Annotated in this window: 20 protein-coding genes and 1 tRNA gene; 8 read left to right on the top strand and 13 right to left on the bottom strand. The window is 49.7% G+C overall.

Going from position 1 to position 25,832, the window contains the following annotated elements; translation table 11 throughout:
* Positions 1–633: 633 nt before the first annotated feature.
* From HHO50_RS10415 to HHO50_RS10400, 4 genes are all read right to left on the bottom strand, one after another.
* Positions 634–1,902 (bottom strand): adenylosuccinate synthase, encoded by a 1,269-nt coding sequence (locus HHO50_RS10415; protein ID WP_181305947.1) that lies wholly within the window; start codon positions 1,900–1,902, stop codon positions 634–636.
* A complete protein-coding gene (locus HHO50_RS10410) occupies positions 1,903–2,250 on the bottom strand; it encodes an STAS domain-containing protein (RefSeq protein WP_181305946.1) in 348 nt (115 codons plus the stop codon).
* A complete protein-coding gene (locus tag HHO50_RS10405) occupies positions 2,240–2,716 on the bottom strand; it encodes a Fur family transcriptional regulator (protein ID WP_181305945.1) in 477 nt (158 codons plus the stop codon). Before HHO50_RS10405 ends, HHO50_RS10410 begins: the two co-directional genes overlap by 11 nt.
* Positions 2,717–3,008: 292 nt before the next feature.
* Positions 3,009–3,605: a hypothetical protein gene (locus tag HHO50_RS10400; protein WP_181305944.1), complete on the bottom strand. Its 597-nt coding sequence runs from the start codon at positions 3,603–3,605 to the stop codon at positions 3,009–3,011.
* Here HHO50_RS10400 and HHO50_RS10395 point away from each other — a divergent pair.
* Complete coding sequence (locus tag HHO50_RS10395) at positions 3,568–4,068, top strand: hypothetical protein (protein ID WP_181305943.1); 501 nt, start codon at positions 3,568–3,570, stop codon at positions 4,066–4,068. The two genes, HHO50_RS10400 and HHO50_RS10395, sit on opposite strands and share 38 nt — an antisense overlap.
* Before the next feature lie 60 nt (positions 4,069–4,128).
* Here HHO50_RS10395 and HHO50_RS10390 read toward each other — a convergent pair whose 3' ends face one another.
* Positions 4,129–4,284, bottom strand: a complete 156-nt coding sequence (locus HHO50_RS10390) for a hypothetical protein (RefSeq protein WP_181305942.1) — start codon at positions 4,282–4,284, stop codon at positions 4,129–4,131.
* Between the two features lie 104 nt (positions 4,285–4,388).
* Positions 4,389–6,593, bottom strand: a complete 2,205-nt coding sequence (locus HHO50_RS10385; protein WP_181305941.1) for a bifunctional (p)ppGpp synthetase/guanosine-3',5'-bis(diphosphate) 3'-pyrophosphohydrolase — start codon at positions 6,591–6,593, stop codon at positions 4,389–4,391.
* A gap of 151 nt (positions 6,594–6,744) precedes the next feature.
* Between HHO50_RS10385 and HHO50_RS10380 the strand changes: the two genes are divergently transcribed.
* From HHO50_RS10380 to clpX, 4 genes are all read left to right on the top strand, one after another.
* Positions 6,745–6,826, top strand: a tRNA-Leu gene (locus tag HHO50_RS10380).
* A gap of 78 nt (positions 6,827–6,904) precedes the next feature.
* Positions 6,905–8,233, top strand: a complete 1,329-nt coding sequence (gene tig / locus HHO50_RS10375) for a trigger factor (RefSeq protein ID WP_181305940.1) — start codon at positions 6,905–6,907, stop codon at positions 8,231–8,233.
* A gap of 567 nt (positions 8,234–8,800) precedes the next feature.
* Entirely contained in the window at positions 8,801–9,499 is a 699-nt protein-coding gene (locus tag HHO50_RS10370) for a ClpP family protease (protein WP_181305939.1), read from the top strand.
* A 461-nt stretch (positions 9,500–9,960) separates the two neighbouring features.
* On the top strand, positions 9,961–11,193 hold the full coding sequence (gene clpX / locus HHO50_RS10365; RefSeq protein ID WP_181305938.1) for an ATP-dependent Clp protease ATP-binding subunit ClpX: 1,233 nt from the start codon (positions 9,961–9,963) through the stop codon (positions 11,191–11,193).
* 110 nt (positions 11,194–11,303) lie between these two features.
* Here the strand turns inward: clpX and lpxB are convergent, their stop codons facing one another.
* The 4 genes from lpxB to HHO50_RS10345 form a co-directional block, all read right to left on the bottom strand.
* Positions 11,304–12,458 (bottom strand): lipid-A-disaccharide synthase, encoded by a 1,155-nt coding sequence (gene lpxB / locus HHO50_RS10360; RefSeq protein ID WP_181305937.1) that lies wholly within the window; start codon positions 12,456–12,458, stop codon positions 11,304–11,306.
* 158 nt (positions 12,459–12,616) lie between these two features.
* Entirely contained in the window at positions 12,617–13,033 is a 417-nt protein-coding gene (locus tag HHO50_RS10355; protein ID WP_181305936.1) for a 6-carboxytetrahydropterin synthase, read from the bottom strand.
* Positions 13,033–14,040: an iron ABC transporter permease gene (locus HHO50_RS10350; protein WP_181305935.1), complete on the bottom strand. Its 1,008-nt coding sequence runs from the start codon at positions 14,038–14,040 to the stop codon at positions 13,033–13,035. Before HHO50_RS10350 ends, HHO50_RS10355 begins: the two co-directional genes overlap by 1 nt.
* Positions 14,037–14,828 carry an ABC transporter substrate-binding protein gene (locus HHO50_RS10345; protein ID WP_370457569.1) on the bottom strand — a complete coding sequence of 264 codons (792 nt, stop codon included), beginning with the start codon at positions 14,826–14,828 and terminating at the stop codon, positions 14,037–14,039. Before HHO50_RS10345 ends, HHO50_RS10350 begins: the two co-directional genes overlap by 4 nt.
* A 566-nt stretch (positions 14,829–15,394) precedes the next feature.
* On the opposite strand from HHO50_RS10345, the gene rfaD reads away from it, so the two are divergent.
* The 3 genes from rfaD (at position 15,395) to HHO50_RS10330 (ending at position 17,782) form a co-directional block, all read left to right on the top strand.
* Positions 15,395–16,360: an ADP-glyceromanno-heptose 6-epimerase gene (gene rfaD, locus HHO50_RS10340; protein ID WP_181305933.1), complete on the top strand. Its 966-nt coding sequence runs from the start codon at positions 15,395–15,397 to the stop codon at positions 16,358–16,360.
* A gap of 180 nt (positions 16,361–16,540) precedes the next feature.
* Positions 16,541–17,386, top strand: a complete 846-nt coding sequence (locus HHO50_RS10335) for an FRG domain-containing protein (protein ID WP_255478677.1) — start codon at positions 16,541–16,543, stop codon at positions 17,384–17,386.
* 147 nt (positions 17,387–17,533) lie between these two features.
* Positions 17,534–17,782, top strand: a complete 249-nt coding sequence (locus HHO50_RS10330; protein WP_181305932.1) for a DUF2007 domain-containing protein — start codon at positions 17,534–17,536, stop codon at positions 17,780–17,782.
* A 228-nt stretch (positions 17,783–18,010) separates the two neighbouring features.
* On the opposite strand, the gene HHO50_RS10325 is transcribed toward HHO50_RS10330, so the two are convergent.
* The 3 genes from HHO50_RS10325 to HHO50_RS10315 form a co-directional block, all read right to left on the bottom strand.
* Positions 18,011–21,565, bottom strand: coding sequence for a hypothetical protein (locus tag HHO50_RS10325; RefSeq protein ID WP_181305931.1), 3,555 nt, complete (start codon positions 21,563–21,565; stop codon positions 18,011–18,013).
* Entirely contained in the window at positions 21,562–25,176 is a 3,615-nt protein-coding gene (locus tag HHO50_RS21550; protein ID WP_181305930.1) for a HAMP domain-containing sensor histidine kinase, read from the bottom strand. Before HHO50_RS21550 ends, HHO50_RS10325 begins: the two co-directional genes overlap by 4 nt.
* A 274-nt stretch (positions 25,177–25,450) precedes the next feature.
* Entirely contained in the window at positions 25,451–25,771 is a 321-nt protein-coding gene (locus HHO50_RS10315) for a DUF983 domain-containing protein (protein ID WP_255478676.1), read from the bottom strand.
* Positions 25,772–25,832: the final 61 nt, after the last annotated feature.

Below are 25,832 nucleotides of genomic sequence, written 5' to 3'. Positions count from 1 at the left end.
TGGCTTAGCCTGTCTTCTGTGCTTCGCTTTAGAAGCGGGTGCAAAGGTAAGGACTTCCTTTCTCTTTGCAATACTTTTCAAAACTTTTTTTTTATTCACTCTCCGCCCTTCCGGCAAGAGAAGCGATCCGTTTCACAGCCGTTAGGCTTGTCATTGAAGCGGGTCGCAAAGGTAACAAGAAGCTTCCTTTTTACAAGCGGTAAATCGAAGTTTTTTTTCTTTTCTCGCTAACCCTGCCGGTCAGCGAGCCTCCTTTCGGAAGGGAGTGCAAAGGTAAGGAATCCTTTTTGCTTTGCAATAGGTGAGGGAAACTTTTTTTCTTTTCCCTTCTAAACTAGGTTGGTCTGGCATTATCCCCCTCCCCTGCCGGGCGGGATGCAAAGGTAGGCATTGTTTGACGGTTTCCAAACGAGACCGGGTAAGTTTTCCTTTTAAGGGGCTTTGCAACCGCAGCCTAGATGGGAACCACCTTCAGGGCCAGGCAGTTCCAGATTTAGGAAATATTCCCCGCAAGGACTCCCTTTCGGAGCCTTGATTAGGATCAACCTAGGCCGCCAGAAGTTCCGCCTACCTAAAAAACAAAGGGAGGGAAGGCGGCTCCGCCTTCCCTCCCTTTCTACTAAGAACAATCAATTATTTTACCAGAGTACTCTTTCTATCTGGGCCAACGCTGATAATGTTTACGCTTACGTTAAGCTGTTCCTCCAAGTACGCTACGTATTCCAGAACCGCTTTAGGTAAAGCATTATAAGATTCATACTTTCTCAGCTCTTCTCCCCAACCTTTCATAGTAATATAGACTGGGGTGATATCAGTTTTATCTAGATCATGGGGAATCTGGTCTGTCACTGTGCCGTCGGCTAACTGGTAATGGGTACAGATACTGATCTCATCAAAGTCATCCAAGACATCGGCTTTCATCATGTTTAATTGGGTTACCCCGTTCAACATGATGGCATACTTCAACGTGGGCAGGTCTATCCAGCCACAGCGACGAGAACGACCTGTCGTAGAGCCAAATTCTCTGCCTGCCTGGCGAATCTTCTCCCCTACTTCATCATGCAGCTCAGTAGGGAAAGGGCCGCTACCCACGCGGGTACAGTACGCTTTGAAGATACCATAGACTTCGCCAATATGACGTGGAGCAATTCCTAAACCGGTGCAAGCTCCCGCTACTAATGTATTGGAAGACGTTACATAAGGATAGGTACCGAAATCAATGTCCAATAGGGATCCTTGAGCGCCTTCGGCCAGAATCTTTTTGCCTTCTTTGATTGCCTGGTTGATCATGTACTCAGAATCTACCAAGATGAACGTGCGCAGGAACTCCACGGCACTGAAGAATTGCTGCTCCAGTTCTTCTAATTCAAGCTCTTTTTGGTAAAAAGAGGCTATTTTCTGATGCTTCTCAACAGTGGCCTGGTAACGTTCCTGGAAATCTGGCAGCAGGATGTCTCCTACCCTAAGTCCGCTGCGACCAATTTTATCCTGATATGCAGGTCCTATCCCTTTTTGGGTGGAGCCGATTTTAGAGGTTCCTAAGGCTTCTTCAGAGATTCTGTCCAGGCTTTTGTGCGAAGGCAGAATCAACTGGGCTTTCTTGGAAATGTAGAGGTTACGGGTGGCATCTACTCCTCTAGCCGTGAGTTTCTCCACTTCCGTCCGGAATACGATTGGATCTAGAACTACTCCGTTGCCTATGATATTGGTAATGTGCTCATGGAAAATACCGGAGGGTATTTGATGAAGGACATGTTTAGTGCCTTCAAACTCCAGGGTATGTCCGGCATTGGGGCCACCCTGGAAACGGGCTACCACATCATATTGAGGAGCAAGTACATCAACGATCTTACCTTTTCCTTCATCGCCCCACTGGAGGCCTACTAGAATGTCAACTGGCATTTAAACAGATTCTTTTAGAAGTTGAACGGCGTTGGAATCATCTTCGGCAATGGTGAAGATGGCGTTCAATTTTGTGATGATTAATAACTTACGAATGTGCTCTGATGGATTGATGAGGATCAGTTCCCCGCCCCTGTTCCTGAATTTGGTTAACAGGGAAACCAAGACGCCAATACCAGTGCTATTGATAAACCGCACGTTAGATAAATCTACGGCTGAAAGCAGCATGGAGTCATCAATAGTGGTGTTGGCCAAATCCATGAGGCGCTGGGTTTCTGGCCCTCCAATCATATCGCCCTCTAACCTTATAAACAGGATGTTATTTTCTAACGTGTGGTCAATTTTCATGGAAAGGTGCGTTTAATTTAGCCTGGCAGTCGCCACAGATGCCGTACAAATTTAGGGAATGGTGCAGAATATTAAAATTCAGCAATTCTCCTACCATGGTTTGGATGTTGTGCACCCGGGGGTCACAGAACTCCACCACTTTGTGGCAATCCGTGCAAATCACGTGGTCATGCTGCCTACGGCCGTATGATTTCTCATATTGGGCCAGATTACGGCCAAATTGGTGTTTGCTTACCAGATCATTTTCTACCAATAGATCAAGGGTATTGTATACGGTAGCCCGGCTCACCTGGTAGTTCTTGTTTTTCATGCTGATGTACAGGGACTCTACATCAAAATGACCGGTGCGGGAATAGATCTCCTCTAAGATAGCATAGCGTTCCGGGGTTTTCCGGAGACCCTTGCTTTCTAAATAGGCGGTGAAAATCTTCTTCACCTCCAAAAATTTCGCTTCATCTAGTGCCATACGCCTTCTTCTGCTACAAACTTAACAGTTTTATGTGGGAATGCTAAAAACCTACCCAAAAAGGGAATCCTGAAAAGCTAACCCGCTAAGCATCTTTTTAAACCGAACGCAAAAGAAATGCTCTTCCACTAAAAGGGAACCGCAATAAAAGCTATTGTCCAGGATCACTTCCCTCCTTTGTTAGCAGAACACTTCCAATGCCTGTTTTAGGTCATTTTTTGTAAAATCAGGCAAAAAACCGGCAGAAGGCCATCCTTTCCGGCGCCCTGCTACTCGGGGAAAAACAAGATTCTCAGGGCTTTTTCTGGCTGTACATGGGGCAGAAGGATATTGGTTCTCTAAATTTTTCAAGGAAAAAGTAGGGGTAACTTCTTTTAACTGTGTCTAAAGAAGCAGGAACAGAAATAAGAATTGTTAAGAAAGGCCTTTCAAACATTCTCATAACTCTCGCATTCATTTTAACCCCTTCCACACATTTTTTTACCCTTTCTGAAATCACAGTTATGAAAAAGTTAACCTTTTTGCCAGGATTGCGCGCACTTACCTTAACCGGTATGGTATGTTTGGCATCACTTAGCGTTTCTGCGCAAACCAAAACAAAAACGTCTACCCCGGCAGTGCAGGCAAAAGCGAAAACCGCATCTGCCACCGCTTCCCCTGCAAAAGCAAAGTCGGCTACAGTGGCATCGGCGAAGCCGAAAACGGCCGCTACGGCTTCAACGCAGAGAAAACCAGTGGCTCCAACGGCTGCTACCCAGAAAAAAACCACGCCTCCGGCAGTAGCCGTTGCCCCTGTACAACAAGCAGCAGTTGCAGAACCCGTAACCACCGTAGCAGAAAGCCCGACAGAAGTGAAAAAACAGCCTTCCGCGGCATTTTCTGGAGGCACCAACGTAGTAGGCATCGGCTTTGGATTGGTAGACAAGATAGACACCTACGGCAGCGGCGCAAACACCCTCAAGCCCCTCACCTTCTCCTATGAGAGAGGTTTGAATGTGGCCGTTGGGCCGGGCGTAATTGGCGTAGGCGGGGTTTTCTCCTACGCACACGTTAAATGGGAGGAAGATTTCAAAGTTTCCTTCATGTACATCGCCGCCAAAGGAGCCTATCACTACAACTTCACCCAGAATGAAAAATTAGACACGTATGCTGGTTTGACGTTGGGGTACGCCAGATCAAAAGCTGACTGGGATGATACATTTTTGTCTGACTATGAAGAAAGTACGGGCGAAGTAAAAGTAGGCGTTTTGGCCGGTGCCCGCTATTACTTCACCAACAACGTAGGAGCGCACGTAGAACTGGAGAGCGGCCCCATGTCAAACATCACCATTGGCTTAAATTACAGATTCTAATTACTAGAGGCTATATAGAATAAGAAGTTATAACTATTCGAGTCTCACATTTCGGCATAGCTAAGCAATCAATTCCACTTGATCAGCTTTTAGAGCAATTACATAACAGCCTTTTACAGAGTTTTCTGCCTGTTTCATAAAAACAGGCAGAAAACGGCGGCGCCGGCAGCTTGCGGCAGTGTACAGATAAACCACCTGTTTAAGGCCTGTTTTCATGAAAGTAGGCGCAAAACAGAGGCCACTATTGAGGCATTTACGTTGAAACAGAAACGCCCACCTACGTTAGGTGGGCGTTTCCGTTTTTAGCTCTATTTTAGAAACTATGAGTCAAAACGATCAACGCTTAAGACCCCGTTCACCTTCAATAATTTCTGGATCAATTTCTCCAACTGGGCGGTGTCATTCACGAAAATCATCAGCCTACCTTCAAACACCCCATCATGAGAGTCAATGGTGATGGAGCGCATGTTCACTTTGAGGGAGTTGGAGATAATCTTGGTCACGTCATTCACCAGCCCTACCCGGTCTGTTCCTTTGATGGCAATACCAGCCAGGAAAGAAAGCTCTTGCTGCCCTGTCCACTTGGCTTTCACAATGCGGTGCCCGTAGTTTGACATCAGTTCTACCGCTTTGGGGCAGGTAGTGCGGTGAATAGTGATGCCGTGGTCTACCGTCTGGAAACCGAACACATCATCGCCCGGAATGGGGTTGCAGCAGTTGGCCAGTTCGTAGTCAATCTTGTCAGTGCCGCCGCCAATCACCAGTAACTGCGAGTTGATGCCGCGTATTTTCTCCACCTCTTTGTCAAAAGAGGAGCCTTGCAGCAATGAAGCAGGACGGTATTTCTCGCTCTGCGGATTGAAGATGTATTCTTTGATTTCCTTCAGGTCAATCAGGTTCACCGCCACTCTATAATAGAAATCCTGCAGTGACGAAGCATTGAAATAAGCCGCCAATCTATTCAAGTTGGCGGGCGACTCTTCAATAGATATCTGTTGTAGCCGTTCTTCCACCTGTTGCTTTCCTTCTTCGGCCTTGCTTTTCCGTTCTTCGCGCAGATACTCTTTTATCTTAGACCGGGCTTTGGAGGTTGTCACAAATTTAAGCCATTCGCCGGTTGGTTTCTGCTTCTGGGAAGTCAGGATTTCGACCTGGTCACCGTTGTGCAGCCGGTAACTGAGTGGCACCAGTTTTTGGTTCACCTTCGCGCCCAGGCTTTGGTAGCCAATGTGCGTGTGAATCTCAAATGCGAAATCCAAGGCGGTGGCGCGGTCAGGCAGAATGATCAACTCGCCCTTGGGCGTAAACACGAACACCTCCTCCACAAACAGGTTAGTCCTGAATTCATCCAGGAACTCAATGGCGTTGGTGTTGTTCACGTCCAGCATGTCGCGCACCTTGTTGATCCAGTTGTCCAAGCCAGACTCAGAAGGGCCGGTGCTGCCGGTTTTGTATTTCCAGTGGGCGGCGTAGCCTCGTTCGGCAATGTCATCCATGCGTTTGGTTCTGATCTGCACTTCCACCCACTGCCCGGTCTTGCTCATCACGGTGGTGTGCAGCGCCTCATACCCGTTGGCCTTGGGCGTGCTGATCCAGTCGCGCAGGCGGTCTGGGTTGGGTTGGTAGAAATCTGTCACAATGGAATAGACGCGCCAGCAGACGGGTTTTTCCTGCTCATACGGCACATCCAGAATGATTCTAATGGCGAACAGATCATAGATTTCCTCAAAGGTGACGTTCTGCTTCTTCATCTTCTTGAGGATGGAGTAAATAGACTTGGGACGTCCTTTCACCTCAAAATTCTGGAAGCCTTGCCGTCGCAGCTCCTCCTCTACCGGGCCAATGAAATCAGCGATGAATTTGCTGCGGGCCGCCTTCGTTTGCCTGATTTTGTTGGAAATGTATTTGTACGTCTCGGTGTCTGTGTACTTGAGGTGCAGGTCTTCCAGCTCAGACTTTATAGCATACAAACCTAATCTATGCGCCAAAGGGGCGTACAGGTACATGGTTTCAGAAGCGATCTTGAGCTGCTTGTCACGGGCCATGCTGCCCAGCGTCCGCATGTTGTGCAGCCGGTCGGCGAGTTTGATCAGGATTACCCGCACATCATCTGAGAGCGTGAGCAGCATCTTCCTAAAGTTCTCGGCTTGCTGCGATGTGCCGTATTCAAAAACGCCGGAAATCTTGGTCAGGCCTTCAATGATCTTGGCCACGCGCGGCCCAAAGTCGCGCTCAATGTCGGCAATTTCCAGGTCGGTGTCTTCCACCACGTCATGCAGCAGCGCGGCTACAATAGACGTGGTGCCCAGGCCAATCTCCTCCACCGCAATCTGGGCCACGGCCAAGGGGTGCAAGATGTACGGCTCGCCAGATTTGCGGCGCATGTCTTTATGGGCCTCTAAGGAGGTATTGAATGCTTTCTTAATGATCTTGGCGTCATTGTCTTTTAAGAAAGGCTTGGCGTGGCGCAGCAACTTTCTGTAATGACGCAGGATCTCTTTTCGCTCGGCTTCGTGATCAATCATGTGGGTAGGTACATCAAAATACGGGGTCTGGCAAGCGCCCATCCGTTTTTGAGGTGTTTTTTATAAATTTCAACAAAAAAAACGAAAGAGAGTTGCATAAACAAAAAAGTGTTTGCTACATTTGCATCACCAAATACAAAAACACATTGATGCGGATGTGGCGAAATTGGTAGACGCACTAGACTTAGGATCTAGCGCTGCGAGGCATGGGGGTTCGAGTCCCTCCATCCGCACAAAAGTCAAACCCTCAATCCCAACCGGGGTTGGGGGTTTTTTCAATTTAACCGTAGCACAATTAAAACCTGATAGCTTTGAATATCACCCTGAATCAAACCGATGGCCAGAATGCCAGCCTAAAAGTGAGCCTGCAAGAGGCTGACTACGCTCCCCGTGTAGACGAGCAAATCAAAGAATACAGCAAGAAAGCCAACATCAAAGGCTTCCGCCCTGGTAAGGTTCCGGCTGGTTTGATCCGTAAGATGTACGGCAAAGGCATCTTGGTGGAATCCATCAACCAACTTCTGCAAGAGTCTGTCAACAACTACATCAAAGAAAACAAACTACGTATTTTAGGCGAGCCGCTTCCTGACCGCCAAGACGAAAACTCCATTGACTGGGATACCCAGAAAGAGTTTGAGTTCAGCTACTCGGTGGGTCTGCTGCCAGAATTTGAATTGCCGTTAAGCGAAGTTTCTGTGCAGAAATATGACATTGAGGTTGACCAAACCACCGTTGACGAAGCCTACGAGCAGATGCAGCGCCAGTTTGGGCAGACTACCAACCCAGAGGTTTCTGAGGCCAATGATTACCTGTACGGCGACCTGAAACAAGTAGAGGGTGAGTTCGAAACCAAAACCTTGCTTCCTATCAACAAAGTTGTTTCTGGCGTAGACACGTTTGTAGGCGTGAAACCCGGTGACACCATCACCTTTGACATCCGCGCAGCGTTTGGCGACGATGCCGCTTTGGCGCACGTAACCGGTCTGAGCAAAGACGTAACCAAAGACCTGAATGGCCAGTTCTCGTTCACGGTAGAGAAAATCAACCGCACCCAGAACGCCGAGATGAACCAGGAGTTCTTCGACAAAATCTTCGGGCAAGGCAACGTGACCACCCAGGAAGAGTTTGACGCCAAAGTACGCGAGGTGATCAAAGAAAACTATGACCGTGAGGCCGTAAACGTGCTAGACCGCGACGTGATTGACCAACTGGTGGAGAAATCTTCCATTGAGATTCCTACTGAGTTCTTCAAGCGCTGGTTAGCCGTGACCAACGAAGGCAAAATCACCGCTGAGCAGATTGACGAGTTCTACGACCAATATGTGAAAGAGCTGAAATGGTCTATGATCCGCAACAAAGTGGTGGAAGAGAACGACCTTAAAGTAAGCAACGAAGATGTGGTGAACAGCGCGCGTCAGAAAATGATGGCCCAGTTCAACATGCCGGAGATTCCTGAGGAGATGGCCGATACCTTCAACAACTTCCTGGACAACCATTTAAAGCAAAACAACGGCAAGAACTTCGTGAATGAGTACGAGGCGTTGGTTGCTGAGAAAGTGCTGGAATTTGTGAAAGACAAAATCACCATTACTGAAAACACCATCACGGCTGACGAATTCCGCAACAAAGTAGGTGCGTAGTTGTCAGAAATGGTTGTAAATAAAAAAGTCCTTAGCAGATGCTAAGGACTTTTTTATTTACAACCATTTCTGACAGGTCACACGTAGTGGCTATCAGGTATTAAGACCCTTTCTTAATTTCATTATCAGCATAGCTACGAAGCTGTTTAGAGTTTTGCGCCTGTTTTTATAAAACTAACCTTAAAACGAGGTATGAGCAGATGCTTGCGGCAGTGTACAAGTAAACTTCTTGTTTTTGGCTTGCTTTTATGAAATATAGCCTAAAAACTCTGGTGCAAACGGAAGCTTGCACCAGAGGAATTGCTCTAACTGCCGGTTAATGAAAAACTCTAAACAGCTTTTACATGAAAACACCATGAGTCATTAAGTAAATACTTTTATCTTGATACCTGATTCACGATACATGATACCGTTATTCGGCCATAATGGCAGTTAAAAGTCCCTTTTCGTTTTTGGCCTGATTTTAGAAAAACAAACCCGAAACAGGCAAGCTCCGTTTGCCCCTTTCGCTTAAATCTTGTAACCAACGCGTTTCTTTTTAAGTTAAGGCATCTAAACAGAACCCTTATGTACAACAAAGACGAATTCAGAAAATTTGCCGTACACGGCCTTGGCATGAGTGGCCTAGGCGTTGACCAATACCTGACCCACCTGGAAAGCAAAACCAACATGCACCCCACCAGCATGACGCGTTCCGTGATTGAGGAAAGACCTACCAATTTCCGTGAAATTGACGTGTTCTCCCGCTTAATGGTAGACCGCATCATTTTCCTGGGCACGCAGGTAGATGACTATATCGCTAACATCATTACCGCCCAGTTACTGTTCCTGGAAAGCGTAGATGCCAAGAAAGACATTCTGCTGTACATCAACAGCCCGGGTGGCTCTGTGTATGCCGGTCTAGGAATCTATGATACCATGCAGTACGTGCAGCCTGACGTGGCTACTATCTGTACCGGTTTGGCCGCCTCCATGGGCGCCGTGTTGTTGTGCGGTGGCGCCAAAGACAAGCGCTCTGCCCTACCCCATGCCCGCGTGATGATTCACCAACCCATGGGTGGTACCCAAGGCCAGGCCTCAGACATTGAGATCACCGCGCGTGAAATCCTGAAGCTGAAGAAAGAACTCTATGAGATCATCTCCAGCCACAGCGGCAAGCCGATTGAAGATGTAGACAAAGACAGCGACCGTGACTACTGGATGATTGCCCAGGAAGCCAAGGAATACGGGTTGATTGATGAGGTGTTAACCCGTCATAAATCATAATTAGCCCAAACGTTATAGTAGAAAAGGCCCGCTTTTAAGCGGGCCTTTTTTTGTATTCTAATCCCTTACACAATCTTACAGCCTTCTTTTCTGAGAGTTAAGCTGTAGCCGTAAAAACAGGTAAAGAGTAATTGATAAGCCATTCATTCAAGCTGTTTTAAGGCTAATTTTTAGAAAGAAGGCTTAAAAGGCTAGCACCTTTCACCTTGTTCTTAAATTCTTTTGATGTATTTTCTTACTAAACAGAATGTGTATTTTTCTCATTTAGCTAACACAGTGCATTCTCCTTCAATCAGATACAACATATACTATATTTTATAATCACCTAATGCCCAATCACTTCCTGCCCTACTCTGGAAAACTTGTGTAAAAATATTTTGGCGTAGTGCTTAACCTATTTTGTAACTTTGCCGTAGCCGTCCCATCTTAGGGCCGGAAATAGAATATCCCACTCTCGGTTTATGGCAGAAATCACGTGCTCCTTTTGCGGAAAAAATAAAAAAGAGGTGTCTGTAATGATCTCAGGCATTAATGCGCATATCTGTGAGCGTTGCATTGGGCAGGCCCAGCAGATTTTAAATGAGGAGAACCGCTTACGTGCTACCAACCGTGCGCCTAAATTCAACCTAATGAAGCCGCGCGAGATGAAAACCTACTTAGATCAGTTCGTGGTAGGTCAGGACGAGGCGAAGAAGGTGATGTCGGTGGCGGTGTACAACCACTACAAACGTCTTATGCAGAAGCCTAAAACAGATGACGTGGTGATTGAAAAATCAAACATCATCATGGTAGGCGAAACCGGTACCGGGAAAACCTTTTTGGCCCGCATGCTGGCCGGCGTCTTGCAAGTGCCTTTCTGTATTGCAGATGCTACTGTTTTAACCGAAGCCGGTTACGTGGGCGAAGACGTGGAAAGCATCTTGACCCGCTTATTGCAGGCCGCCGATTACAACGTAGAGGCCGCCGAGCGCGGCATTGTGTATATTGACGAAATTGACAAAATAGCCCGTAAAAGCGATAACCCTTCCATCACCCGTGACGTGTCTGGCGAAGGCGTGCAGCAGGCCTTGCTGAAATTACTGGAAGGAACCTCTGTCAACGTTCCCCCGCAAGGCGGACGCAAGCACCCGGAGCAGAAAATGATTTCGGTGAACACCGAGAACATTCTCTTCATCTGCGGCGGCGCCTTCGTAGGTATTGACCGTCTCATCAAGAGCCGTCTGAACACCAAACCCATCGGGTTCTCCTCTACCAACCTGGACGAGAAACTGGACACCGAGAACTTCCTGCGCTACATTACCTCACAAGACCTGAAATCCTTCGGGTTGATCCCGGAATTGATTGGTCGACTGCCGGTGGTGACGCACCTGAACCCGCTGGACAATGAAACCCTCCGCCTGATTTTAACAGAGCCTAAGAACTCGCTGGTGAAGCAGTACAAGCGCCTGTTTGAGATGGAGAACATCAACCTGGACTTCGCCGAAGACGCGCTGGAATACATTGTAGAGAAAGCCGCCGAATACAAGTTAGGGGCCCGCGGCCTCCGTTCCATCTGTGAAGGCATTATGACCGATGCCATGTTTGATCTTCCGTCTGAAGAGCAGGAAGGCGGCAGCACTGACCTGGTCATCACGCTGGACTACGCCCGTGAGAAATTTGAGAAATCGGCGGTGAAGAAACTGAAAGTAGCCTAAACAAAATTTAGCTATATAAAAGAGAAGGCCTCCTTTACATCATGTAAAGGAGGCCTTCTCTTTTATATAGCACTCTGAGCGGTTTCAGGGCTGCTTTTCAGAAAGTAGGGCTAAGACGCACTCTCCAAAGTCTTGCTGGTGTCTGGGGTGGTTTTTCCTTCGCGCAGGTATTCCACCATCAATTTGGCCGCGGTCTGGGACGTGTTGAAATCACCAATGAGCGATTGCACGTGTTTGTAGCCTTCCAATTGAGCCGCACGGCCTTCAGGGTTCTGGAGGATGTTCTTCAGTTCTTTTACCAGGTTCTGCGCATTCATGTTGCCCTGGATTAATTCTGGCACTACTTTGCGGCCGGCAATCAGGTTCACTAAGGAAATGAAAGGCACTTTAATGACGGCACGGCCAATCCAGTAAGAGACGGCGCTGGTACGGTAGCACACCACTTGCGGCACGCTGAACATAGCCGTTTCTAAGGTGGCGGTTCCGGAGGTTACCAGAGCGGCCTGGGCGTTGGCCAGGAGATCGTACGTCTGGTCGTAGACGATTTTGATGAAGGGCTTCCGGTTGAAGTTTTCGTAGTATTCCTTAGAGAAATTGCTCACGGCGGCTACCACAAATTGGTAATCCTGGAAAGGAGGCAGAATACTGAGCATGATGTAGAGAATGTTCTCTATCTCCTGCTGCCGGCTGCCGGGCAGTACCGCAATAATGGGCCTGTCATCCAAACCATTTTCCTGCCGGAAATTAGGGTTTAGTTGGTGGGCCGCCACGGCATCTGAGACTGGATTCCCTACATAATCGGTTTTGTAGTCAAACTGTTGGTAGAAGTCTTTCTCAAACGGCATGATGACAAACATCTTGTCCACCAGCTTTTTGATGGTGTGCACGCGTCCCTGGTTCCAGGCCCAGATTTTGGGGGAGATATAATAGAATACTTTGAGGCCGTGCGCTTTCGCGAACTTGGCGATGCGCATATTGAACCCGGCGTAGTCCACCAAGATCACCACATCGGGCTGGAAGACGAGCAGGTCATCTTGGCACTCTTTCAGAAAACGCTTGATTTTGAAAAGGTTTTTGGCGGCCTCCAGAAAGCCCATAAAGGCCATTTCCTGGTAGTGCTTCACCAATTCTGCCCCGGCCGCTTCCATCATGTCACCGCCCCAGCACCTGATGCTGGCCTGGGGGTCTTGCAGATGCAATTGTTTGATCAGGTTGGAGGCGTGCAGGTCGCCGGAGCGTTCTCCGGCAATAATGTAATATTTCATTGAATGTGTCTGAACGGTAACGGGGCTATGACAATGAAAAGCCGATATAAACCCTTCAACACAAGGTTTGTGCCAAAACGCTACTAATCAACAATTATTGTACTTTATATAAAATATATTTTGCCGGGTTGTTCGTCCGTTAGGAGTGTGAGGGGTTTCTATTCACCAAAATATTCCACAAAGTTACGGGGCGTCTCGTATAATTTCAGGCTGTGCAGCTGTGCACCAGATATACGAGGAATGAGGGGGTTCAGGATGTTCCAAAATTCCATCACCAGGTTTTCTGTGCTGGCCAGTTTGCCTTCCATAAAGGCGACATCCATGTTCAGGTTCTTATGGTCTACTTTTTTGATGATATGCTCCCTGATGAGCGTGCTCAACTGCTTTAAATCAATCACGAACCCTGTGTCTGGGTCTGGCTTTCCCTTCACCGTTACTATCAGTTCATAGTTATGCCCGTGCCAATTGGCATTTGCGCAGGGCCCAAAAACTTCTTTGTTCTTAGCCAGCGACCAATTGGGGTTATGCAGCTTGTGCGCCGCATTAAAATGCTCTAATCTGCTTACGTATACCATTAACTGAATCGGTAGTTCTTTCTTCGCAGCAAATATACGAAGAAAGGCACACCAAAGAACGAAGTTACGATACCAACTGGCATACCGGCGGGCGGATAAATCCATCTGGAAATCAGGTCACAGACTACCAGAAACAAACCTCCGGCCAGGGCGCAGGCCATTAAGTTAAACCGGTTGGTGGTTCCCAGCAGGGCGCGCGTAATGTGCGGCACCATTAACCCCACAAACCCTACCGGCCCAGAGAATGCCACGGCAAACCCCGTCACCACAGAAACCGCAACCAACATCACCCACCGGATAAGCCGTACATCTACGCCCAAGGTCTCAGCCCGGTCTGCTCCCAGCAGAAGCACACTCAGATGCCGCTGCAAGAAGAAAAACAACACCAGCCCTAACGCCAAGGCCGTAGCCGGATATGCAAGGTTAGACCAATCTGCCTTCTCAAACCCACCCATGCTCCAGAATACCACAGATTTCAACTGACTTTCAGAATCTGACAGAAACATAATCAAACTGACCAGGGCCGTGAGCAAAGAACTCAACGCCACCCCTACCAACAACATCTGGCTGGGAATCAACTGCCCTCTTCTGGAGCCCAACAGCACTACCACCAAGGTCACGGCAAAAGAACCCACCAAGGCGAAGAACGGCGGCAGGTACAGCCCCATAAACGTAAGGTCAGTGAACAGGAAGAAACTGAAAGAGGCCCCCAAGGAAGCTCCCGAGGCGGTGCCCAGCAGATAAGGGTCAGCGAGGGCGTTGTTGACTAAGGCTTGCATGAGATACCCAGAGAAAGCCAGCGAGGCACCCGTCAAAAAAGCCAGCAATAACCGGGGCAATCGCAAGTGGATGATGCTGTAGTGCGTGGCATTGGTGGGCTCATAGGCAAAAAACGCATCGGCTATTGTGGCGAATGACGTAGGAAGGCTCCCTACTTTCAGGCCCAGGAGAAACCCTACGGCCAATAGCACCAGCAGGAACAGCAGGAACGGCAATGCTTTTCTCACCTTAGCACGGCTTTAATTTCGGCAATGCTTTCTACCACGCGCGGACTGGGGCGGGAAGTCAGGTCATCATCCAGATGATAGATACGTTTCTGCCGGTAGGCTTTGATGCGGCGCAGTTCTGGGTACAAAGAGAAAAACGTTTTCTCCATCTGCTCAAAATCGCCCCCAATGATCACCTCCGGATCCATTTTCAAAATGTACTCGCGGGTAAGGGCGGGGTACGGTTGGGCAAACGTTTCCGTGACGGCGTTTTGGGCCCCGGCGTAGCGGAGTTTGTCGGTGAAAAGGGTATTGCGGCCGTACACGTAAATGGGGTCTCGCCAGGTAATGGCCAATACGCTGGGGCGGGCTTTCCCGGCAGAATCAGCAGATAATTGGTTTAGCTGGTGTTGGAGGGAATCGGCTACGGCATTGGCTTTTTCTTCGCGGTTAAGCAGAAAACCCAAGGTTCTGAGTCCGCGCAGAATATCGGCCACACTGTCATACGCCTGGAAATAGATAGGAATGCCTAGTTTCTGTACCTGCGCCGCAGTCTCCATAGAGATAATGCCTTCGGTGGCAAATACCACGTCTGGCTTTAGGGAGAGCAACCGTTCATAATCCATGGGGTAATTATTGACGACTGGCTTGGGCAACACGGCGGCCGGATAGTCACAGTTCTGGGTGCGGCCTACAATAGTGGCGGTGTCGGCTACGGCGAAAAGCATCTCGGTCATGGAAGGTGCCAAAGCCAGAACGCGGCGCGGCTGTACCGGGAGCTTTATTTTCCGGCCCAGGTCATCGGTCACCGTATGGAAAGTGGCGGAAGCGGTGGCAGCTGGTTTCTTGTTTTCGCAGCTTGAAAAAACCAGCGCACAGAAAAGCCACCAGAAAAGCCTTTGTTTTTGAAAAACGCACCTAAAACCCGTGCGTGTCACAGAGAAGTTGTTTGTCATAAATACCATGAGTGGCAGGACGAATTAGAATATCCATTTTGTCATCCTGAAAGGATCTTGTGGGCGAACTAGAAAAGCAGTACATAAACGCCGTTGCCGTTCGCCACTAAGATCCTTTCAGGATGACAAAGAGAGAAGAAAAGTATAGTTATTTCTGTCCAATCACTTAGCATCAAAGATACAGAATTGGATGGAAGCTAAATTCCAGCACTTCCCTCCTATTTTCCTGTTTTAGAGCTTCTTTTCCAAAATCAGACCGAAAACAACAACTCAAGGCAAAAATGTTTAGAAGCTGTTTTCAGAAAAACAGCGTTAAAACGAAGGTTTTCGCGCGGCGCTGAAGTGGGCAGCGAAAGACCTACCGTTCAAAACTTTCGTACCTTTGGGTAGCTTTGCACCCAACTTAAACCCCTATTTGCATGATAGTAGTCACCGGAGCTGCCGGTTTTATCGCCAGTTGCCTTGTTTCCCGTCTCAATGCCGCCAATTTCAATGACATAGTGGTGGTGGACAACTTTTCTGTGGCGAAAAAGCTGCCTAACGTGGAAGGCAAAAAAATAAAGGAGTTTGTAGACCGCCATGATTTCTTCACCTGGCTGGACACGCACTACGAAGACGTGGAATTCATTTTCCACCTGGGTGCCCGCACCGACACGACCGAAACCAACCGCGAGGTTTTGGATCTGCTGAACCTGGACTACTCCAAACAAATGTGGAACGCCTGCTGCGAGTACCAGATTCCGCTGGTGTACGCCTCCTCGGCGGCCACGTACGGCTCCGGAACCTTGGGGTATGACGATGACGAGTCTTTGATTTCCCTGCTGCGGCCGCTCAACGCCTACGGCGATTCCAAAAATGAATTCGACCAATGGGCGCTGGAACAGACCGCCAAACCTTTCTTTTGGGTAGGGCTGAAGTTCTTCAACGTGTACGGCCCCAACGAGTACCACAAAGGCAGAATGGCCTCGGTGGTGATGCACGCGTTCAACTCTATTAAAGACACGGGCCGTTTAACCTTGTTCCGCTCGCACAACCCAGACTACGAAGACGGCAAACAGATGCGCGACTTCGTGTACGTGAAAGACGTGGTGGACGTGCTGTACTGGCTCATGCACCACCGCAAAAACTCGGGCATCTATAATCTGGGCAGCGGCGAGGCCCGCACGTTTTTGGATCTGGCCTTCAACACCTTCACTGCCATGGGCGCTGACATCAACATAGATTTCAAGGACACCCCCGAGGATATCAGGGACAAATACCAGTATTACACCCAAGCCAACATGGCCAAACTAAGAAGCATTGGCTATGACAAACCCTTCCATACGCTGGAAGAGGGCATTCAGGATTACGTGCAGCATTACCTTTTATCAGGTTCCTACTATTAAAAATCAGCAGAGCAGATGTACCGTCTGCTCTGCTGATTTTTACGTGATTTAGAGAAAACAGCCCTTAAACGGCTATTTCTCCACAAACCTGCACGTGGGCAAACAACCGGCCATGCCCCTTTCGTATTAGTACTTAAACGCTTGAATTAACCCGTAATCTGTTACCGCACCAGAACTCCCATGGCCTACAACATCGTAGAAAACGACATGAGTGAAGAAGCGTCATCTGCCTCATTGGCCATGCCCAATGACTTACGAATTGAAACCTGGGAAGAGCTGCAGCGTGAGCTTTTCAGGGATTCCTGGGATGATAAGCTAAACCGTTACCGTTCTCCTTATGTGTTCAGGGGCTTATGGAACAAAGGCTATAATCTGAAAACCAGCCTTATGCGTATTGGCGGAGATTACCAAAAACTGGAACCGCACCTTCTCCGGAACTTCCGCAAATACTCCCGGGGCACCATGGAAGTGGGCGAATCTTTCTGGAACTGGCTGGCCGTAGCCCAACACCATGGCTTGCCCACCCGCTTGATGGACTGGACGTATTCACCATATGTTGCGCTGCATTTTGCCACCTCAGACCTCAGCAATTTCCATGAAGACGGAGTTATCTGGTGTGTGAACTACGTGAAATCAACGGAGTACCTGCCCGAGAAACTTCAAGACGCTATCCGGCAGGAAGGTTCCAATGTATTCACCCCAGAGGTGTTGGAACCTATTGCCAGTTCTCTTAATAGTTTAAGCGAATTTCAGGAGAAACCCTTCGTGCTGTTTATGGAACCGCCTTCCTTAGATGAACGCATTGTGCACCAATACGCACTTTTCTCCATGATGTCTACGCCAGCCGCCATGCTCTGCGACTGGCTTTTAGAGCACCCAGAACTTTATTACCGCATCATCATTCCGGCCAAACTGAAATGGGAGATCAGGGACAAACTGGATCAAGCCAACATCACCGAGCGGGTTCTCTTCCCCGGCCTCAGCGGCATTAGTGCCTGGCTCAAGCGGCATTACACCACCACGTAATTAAGAATCAGGAATTTAGAAATAGGAGTGGGCATTTGCGTTTAGGGGCTGCTTTTGGAAAAACAGCCCCTAAACGCAAGTAGCACGTATGATTTTGCAGTAAAAAAGCTATCTTTCTATTCTCTACTTTCCTTATTATACAATGCTATGGGTGACAACCTTGAACCAAAGCCGGTACTTGTTTTTTCTGGCAATGCCATGGAGGCAAATGTGGTGAAGAGCATGCTGGAGAACGCCAACATCCCAGCCTTCCTGCAAGACCAGCACATAGGTTCTATTGCTCCCTGGCAAGTGTCTGCCGGTGGCGGCGGGGCCGTAAAGGTGATTGTCTCTTCGTTAGACCAGGAAGAAGCCCAGGAAATTATTGCGCGCTATGAAAGAAATGAAAACCAGTAGATTGGTGACAGCCTAGGTTTTCCGTCTTTGCTTTCTACTTATGCAATGGTACTGAAATCACTACATCTTCTTCTCTCTTTGTCATCCTGAAAGGATCTTGGTGAAAACAGTACTGGCGTTTATTTACAGCTTTTCTAGTTTGCCCACAAGATCCTTTCAGGATGACAAAGAGATATTCAAAGTGTCTGCCGCGTAGTTTCTGAAGACTAGCTTAACTGCTGATGAGCTTTAAAAAAGAACCGAAACCTGCATACGGCCGGTGTGAATAGTTCTGATGCCCTGCGGTTTACGGCCATCATAATCTACGGTAATGTTGAGGCCGCTGCTGAGGCGTTGTTGCAGGGCCAGGTTCCAGGTGAGGTTGTTGCCGGCCCTAAACCCGTTCAGCATTTCATAGGCCACCGGCGAAGTGTCTAACCCGGTGTAGTCTATTTTGATGTACCGCACAATTCCGGTGACGGTGCGTTTCCCTACCTGGCTCAACCGGGTTTCTGTGCCTAGTTCATGGAACTGCGCCCGTTCCTGCGCGCCCTGTTCATTTTCTTTGTTCATCCACTGGTAGGTGCCGGTAAACCGGATGGTGGGATTGGGCTGGTAAGAAAGCTCCGGCATGGCCTCCCAGGAGCGGATCAGAAAGTTTTTGGTGGTAAGGTAATTAGAGGCGCTTTCGCGTTTAGAGCGGGTCACGTTTAACTGGCTGGAAAAGACTTCCGTTAAGTTCACCCGCGCCAGCACCTGCTGGCTGGTGTTATTGCGCACATCGGTACCGTTGGTAAGCAGGATCTTCTGCAAGCCTTGCTGAAACGTCCACTCAAGGCCGTATTTGGGGTTACTTCGGTTAAAATAGAGCGTATTCCGGTAAGACCTGTTGAGGGCCAATAAGCTGGTATCGGCAAAGCTCAGGCTGAAGGGATTAAAGCGGTGGCGCAGATTATCATCAGTAGTGCGTTTGTCAATGGTCACAAAAGACAACGCCGAAAACTTGGAGACAATCCGTTTAAATCTGGCCTCTGCCGTTTGCCAGGTGCGGGGCAGACTGCTGTTCAGCCGAAACGTGAACTGGTTGGTATAGGCTATCACGTATGCATCCGTAGGAATGAATAGCCTGATGAAGTTTCGCCGGTACGGTGGGTCTGACGGCTGCGACTCAAAGAATTCATTCAGATCCTGCCGGCCATCCTGGTTCAGATCCTCAAAAAAGTGTGTGCCCTGCCCCGGAATGGTTTCTACAAACAGATATTCCCGTTTCAGTTCGCGGCCGGTTCCAATGGCATAAGACATCTCAGACCGCAGGTGCCTATCCAGGAAATCACCCGTCCAATCTACTTTTGAGAGCACCGTCGTTTCCCTAAGGCTATCCCGCGCCTGAAGGTTGCGGAGGGTGATCAAGGCCGTCACCTGATGACTTTTCCTGATGACCGCGGCAGTACTGAAGTTGAAGGTGTTGGCAATCTGTTTATTGCCTAATTCTCCGTTTTCAGGCCTGAAATCAACCCGGCGGCTGTACTCGGCGCGGTACTTGAAACTGGCGGTGTCGCGGCTTTCTATGTAAAACAGGTGGTCATCAAAGTAGTTGGCCGAACCCAGCAACGCCTCATTGAGCTTGGAGGTAATCCGGTTTTTGTCAAACCGGTACACGTAACCCGGCGTAAAGAAACGGGTAGGATATTGGATGCCTACTTCGCCCCGCACCCAGTCAGAAGTACTTTCGGCCTGCTCGTTCTTCAGTAGAAAGAAGTTTCCGCGGAGTTCCAGTCCTTTGATTTTCTGCGCCAGTTCCACCACATGCTGCACACCGTCTACCTCCGTGGGGCGGTACCGGCGACTGATACGGTAATTGATGAAATGCAGCGCGTCTTTCACCCCGCCCACCGTGAACGTGAAAATATGATCCTCAATTCTGGATTGTCTGGCCAATGTGGTATTGGTGGGGCTGCTCCAGTCACGGTCAAACTCAATGTCGCGGTAGCGGTCAATGGGCGTAAAGTTCGGATCAGTGTACTCATAGGTCATGGTACTACGGAGTTTGTAGTCGCCTAAAAATTTAACGGTACGGTCATTTAGCTGGTACCCTACCCTAACGCCTTTCCCCTGATCATCGCCAGAGTCCAGATTAGAGTAGCGGTTCAAGTCGTTTTTAGAACCGGCCACTTCCAGGAACACACTACTTTTCTCATCTAAAGACCAGACTCCGCCCAGGGTCATCATCTGTTTCTGGATGGGCGTGGGCAGAATGCGTATGGCCTCGTAATTTCCCTTCGGAACCCCGTTCACCGGTTCCACCCACTGGAAAACGCGCCCGTTCACGGTGGTGTTCTGCAGAACATAATTTCCGCCGGTCGCTACTTCGGTAAAACTGACGGCATAGTAGGCCTGGGTAGAATCAGTGGAATACTGGAAGATGTTGTAGGTGCCGCTGGCGGTCACCGTGTCTTTGCGCTGGTACAAGACCTGGTTGCGGTCAAAGCGTACCGAGTCTCCGCTGGGCGTGGCGGCTAAGTCCAACCGGTCGCCAATCTGGGAGAGCAGGCGTTTCTCATCGGTGCTCAGGTTGAGCGTAAGCGGATTGTTGGGATTGTCGGCTTCGTTGTAGAAGTTGCCGTACACGTTGAACTTACCCATTTTCTGGTAGTGGCTGGCATGCACCACGCTGCGGGTGTAGTTTAGGTCTGAATATTCAAAATCAACCCGTATTCGGGAATTTCTGGTGATGATCCATTTGGGCGTGAACGTGATTTCGGCCTGGTTGTAGTCAATGACATAGTCGTAGTCAAACCCCCGCACCAGCAGTTTGCCGTCTAAGTACACGCGTTCTGAGTTGGCCAGCACAATAATGAAGCGCTCGCCGTTGGGGCCGCGCAAACGGTAAGGCCCCTGCACACTCTCAAGGGGCGTGATGTTCTCTGACGCGAATTTCCCCTTCGCCACCGAGGCCGCCACCGTGGTCGCGCTTTCCCAACCAGGTTTGCCCCGGTTTATCTCCAGCGCGCCGCCCTGTACGTTTTTGTAGAACCGTAGAAAGTGCGAGGTGGGGCGGTTGCGCAGCACCACATCTCCGCCGGTCAATGTCCAGAGCCGGTGCTGCAGCGTAATGAACACCCGGTCAAACTCCTGTAGCTGTTGCGTATTGCCTTCGGGCTGGAACGGAATATTCTGGTCGGTAATGGAGGCGGTGAGGCTTATCTCGTCCGTCAGTTTTCCCTCCAGCTGTAAATTCAAGGCCGAATTCACAAACACGTTCTGGGTGTTCCCAATGGAAACGCCCCGGGAAATGCTTCCGGTTTTGTTTAGGCCTGGAGTTTTGAAAAGCTCCTCGCGCGGAGCCGCCTGGTTAAGAACGTACGAGCGTTCAAACGAAGTAGAGTCCCAGGTACGGATGTCGCGCTTGAAGCTGGGCGAGGCCATATTCAGCGGCAGCACCCTATAACACACCAGCACCGAATCTATTGTAGGGCTGTTTTTAGAAAATCTGGCCGAAAACGCACCGCTACTGTCTACGGCAATGCTATCGGGCCGGAAGGCGGGCGTGGGTTCTGCTTCGGGTACCCCGATGAATTGGAATAGATTGGAAACCGGATCATAGTGGAAACCCAGCGGACGACGGATCTGCCGCCTATCCAGAATTTCAATGGTGTTTTCGGCAATGGTGAGAGAATCCAGCTTAAAAACGCCCGGCTGTACTGTCACCCATTGGCAACGGCGGTTAGACAGTTCCTGCCCCTGGGCTTGCCCTGCCCCCAGAAGTACTGAAACTAAAAAGAATATGACTCTCCAGCACCTCATGCGGGCATCACAGGCAGTTTCAGGAAAAAGGTAGTGCCCACATTCTCCTCCGTCTCAAACCAAATAGAGCCGCCAATGGCTTCCACGCCTTTTTTCACTACTGCCAACCCAATGCCAGACCCCGTGTATTTGGTGCTGAAATTGGGGATAAAGATCTTGGGCTGCACCTCTTCGGGAATACCGGTTCCGTTGTCCTGCACCGCCACCAACGCCCATTGCGGACTCACCAGTTCCAGGGTTACTTTTATTTCTGGGGTTCGCGAAGAAGGAACGGCCTGTAGTGCGTTTAGCAGCAAGTTGTTGAAGATTCTTATGAGCTGGTTTTCATCGGCGCGTACGTACACTGGTTCCTGGGGCATGGTGACCGTTACCCGGTGCTGTTGCGGGTTCAGGTGCAGATCTGTGGTTCTGCGGATTAACTCCTTCAACTCCAGCGTTTCCAGTTTCAAATCAGGCATGGCCGTAAAGTTGGAGAACGAGGTAGCAATATCGCTTAGTACATCAATCTGGGTGATAATGGTGTTGGAGATTTTCTCAATGAGGTCTTCCAGGTTGCCGCGCCCTTCCTGCATGGCTTTGCGCAGGTACTGCAACGAGAGCTTCATGGGCGTAAGCGGATTCTTGATCTCATGCGCCACCTGCCGGGCCATTTCTTTCCAGGCCGCCTCTTTTTCCCGCAGCGTGAGTTCCTGCTTGCTTTCCTCCAGCTTTTGCAACATTTGGTTGTACTCGTGCACCAGCAAGCCAATCTCGTCACGGGACTGGTACACCAGTTTCTCGTTGCTGCCCGTCAAAGAAGTCCGTTTCAGACGCTCGGTTAAGAGTTGCAGAGGAACCGTGAGCGCGCGGGTAGCCATATAGCTCATGAGCACGAACAACAGAAACAGCACCGTAAAGATATTGAGAATGGTAGTGATGAGCTGAATGAGCTTGGTATCCAGTTCTTTCTGGGAATCAAAGAAAGGGATGCCCAGGTAACCCTGCGGATTGGTGGTGGGGCTTGACCGTAAGGGTACGTAGATGGTGCTGTACGGCAGTTCACCAGCCTTTTCCTGCAACAGAATACGGTTGAGGCCTTGCTCCTTTAGCACTTCATACGCTTGGGGGTTCAGCCTGGTAGAAAGAACCCCGGCCTCAAACAGGGCGGGCTGGCTGGAAATACGCAGCACTCCATCGGCATTGTAGATATTCAGCTCGGCTTGGGCAATCACGGCCAGTCGGTTTACCCGGCGGGTCAGCGAATCTGCTCTTCCCTTGAACAGGTTGGCGCCCCAGTTACTGGTAAGAATGTTTTGCCGCACAAACTCGCCTTGGTCGGTGTAGCCTCTGATTAGATCCTGGCGGTAAGAGTTGGTCACCAGACTGCCTATGGTAAGGCTGACCAGCACCAGGGGCACCAACACGCCCAGGTTCAGAAACAGCTGAATCTTAGTGCTGAACGTAGACATGATGGTTTCAATGAGCTGCCCCCGGGAGAGCATCACCAGCAACAGCAAAGAAAACAGCGAGAAGGTGTGCAGCAGAAAAAGGAAAGAGAAATTAGACAACCATGAACGCCCGCCATACGAAGGCGTACTCACCAAAGCCACGGTTCCATTTGTTGCCCGGGCCCCCAAATGGTGATACCCTTCAATGGTCAACCCTTGGGTATACAACTGCGGAACATTGAAAAGCCTGGGAGGAAACTCTTGTCCGTACTCAAAATACCCTTCTGCTTTGAGCCAGCGGTTTCCTTTCCTGAGCGCGTAGCTACTGGACGGAATGGTGTTTACCTGAGAGTTTCTGCGTTCTACCAATAATTCTGGCAACACACTGTTGGGAGCGGTTATTTTAGGGCTTACCTCCAGCACCACCGTGACCCACTGCTGAAAATTGACGGGCACCTTTATCTCCTGCAGGTAAGTAAACCTCCCCGGGTCAGTCTCAGAACCCACCAGCAATTGCCCGCGTTGGTTTGTGTTTCTGGCTTTGGGGGCCCAAGCCTGGGCATACGACCGCAGATTGGTGAGACTATCTTCCCGGTACTGGAAGCTTTCGCCGTTAACATCAAATAAGCGCACCATCACCGCGTAGTTCTCAGTGATATTGCGCAGGTGGTGCCGCTTGATTTTCTGCTCCACCAGATTCAGATTGCCCCAGGGCGCACTCACCACGTACTGCACCAACGGATCATGCCCTATGTCTTCGGCGGCCTGCGCCAATAAATACTCGGTGAGATCATCCCGGTCTTTGAGTAGCTGCGCGGCAATCCGTTGTTTGTCGGCCCTAAGTTGCACTGTGTAGAGATCATAGAGCGCCGCTGCCCCTAAACTGGCACTCAGAATATTCAGCAGAAAAATACTGGAATAGATACCGGCCCGCTGCCCTAGTTTGCGGTGCAGTTGTTCCCAACCCACCAGCGCGGCACTCGCGAACAACACCACCCAATTTCCGCTGGGAGCATCGCGCCAGAAAGCCCATCCTAAGGCCAGCACCAGAACCGTTATCCAGGCATACGCGAACGGGAGTTTCCCATGGGCGGTAAACGGAAGCGCGTTCAGCAAGAGCCGCAGAATCCAACTGAGGGCGAGCGTGTGCAACACCATGACCAGGTATAGCAACAGCTTCTGGGGGCCAATCTGAATGTTCTGGGTGATGTCAAAGCTAGGTTGGGAGTTGACAAACAGGCTTCGGTACGTTTCATACCAGCTAATGATGAGCACCGTGATCACCACCCCTGTCACCACGCATATCCAAAGCCGTTTCTGTGCCATTTTCTGAAAAACAGCACAGAAACGGGTGGCTCTGGCGAAACGATACACCAGTACGGACATCACCAGAAAGCAAACCTCGTTGAGCAAAAGGTCGCCCAAAGATGGCGACCACCAGGCGGCGGCGTACACCCGCGGGCTAAACAGTTCCAGTTCGTACACATTGTTTGGGAACTGCGATAACAGCATTACCAACCGCAGCAGCAACAAACCCAAAAGGAACGTCCATAAGGCCGCCACTTCCTTTCCCGTGCTTTTAAGTTTCTGGTAAAACGTCACCAGGCATAGTACCCCCGCCATGATAGACAGCAGATAGAGCACCAACGCTAACTTGCCGGCGTGCAACCACTGACCGGGGTCTAAGGCACGTAAAGAAAAAAGGTAATTGCCTTTGGCGTCTATAATAGGAATGGCCCCGCCTCCTGGCTCCAGTTGCATAAAGGCGACATGCTCTTCAAAGATCTGGGGATTGAGGCCGCTGCGCAGATAGGCATTGCTGATCCCGTACCTGATCTCCAGCGGAATAACCGCCAGCACATGATACTCCGGTTTGGGCTGCTGGTGCAATACTATAAAACGCCCGAACCGGTTTTCTACCACCTGTTGCGCTTTTTCTAAATACCGTGGGTCAAGTTCGGGGCGCAAAGAATGCTCTGACCAGAACACCAGTTTGTTCTGCCGGTAGATAAAAAGAGGGGTGCTGGTTTTGGGGAGATTTCTGGAAAACAAGCCAGAATCTGGCGACAGGTTCTGGGAAACAAAGGCCATTTCCTGCTCAGCCTGCTGCACAAGACCTTGCAGCCTGTCCTGTACTTCCTCCACCATCTTCTTTTCTGGAGCCGCCAGCAAGTCTCGCTGCACACTCAGCTGCAAAATAGCCGCCCCTCCCCAACAAAGAAGAGAGATGAATAAAAAAAGGAAGGGAAGGATGTACCTGAACTTCAACTCTGTTTTTTTACGAATTTAGCCATAATACGCGCAAAAATCCCGCCAGCACGCTAAAAAGTAAAATGATTAAGTGAAAGATGCCGTTTTAAGCCTGTTTTAGGGAAAACAGCCCTAAAACCAATGCGCTACAGGTTACCCGCAGGTAGAAACGTGAGGAGGAGAATTGATTCTGGCAGCCCAGGCTTGTTTAGGACTGCTTGTACTTGGGGTCAAAGGAAACACTCCCGAAGAAATAGAGCATCATCACCCTGGCATACCTAAAAAGTAGGGGAGTAAACAGAATGACCACAGTAGCCACCGTGGTGAGGTACACCCAGGTAGGCGGGTCGTTGGCGAGGAAATAAAGGGTAATACCCACTAAAAATACGATGACCACCGAAAGCCCGTAACTCATGTACATGGCTCCCCAATAGAAACCCAGCTCAATTTCATACCGGAAACCGCAGACCGGGCATTTCTCGGGCATTTGATCAAACTTGCTCAGGTTGAGAGCAGAATGGGAAAACATAGGCCCTTGATGGCAACGCGGGCACTTCAGTTGCAGCCCGGCGGTAAGATGCTCAATGGCA

The sequence above is a fragment of the Rufibacter sp. XAAS-G3-1 genome (assembly GCF_013623775.1).
In the GTDB taxonomy this organism is placed as follows: domain Bacteria; phylum Bacteroidota; class Bacteroidia; order Cytophagales; family Hymenobacteraceae; genus Nibribacter.
Note: the sequence above shows the minus strand (reverse complement) of the source record. Positions and strands in the feature narration are given on the sequence as shown.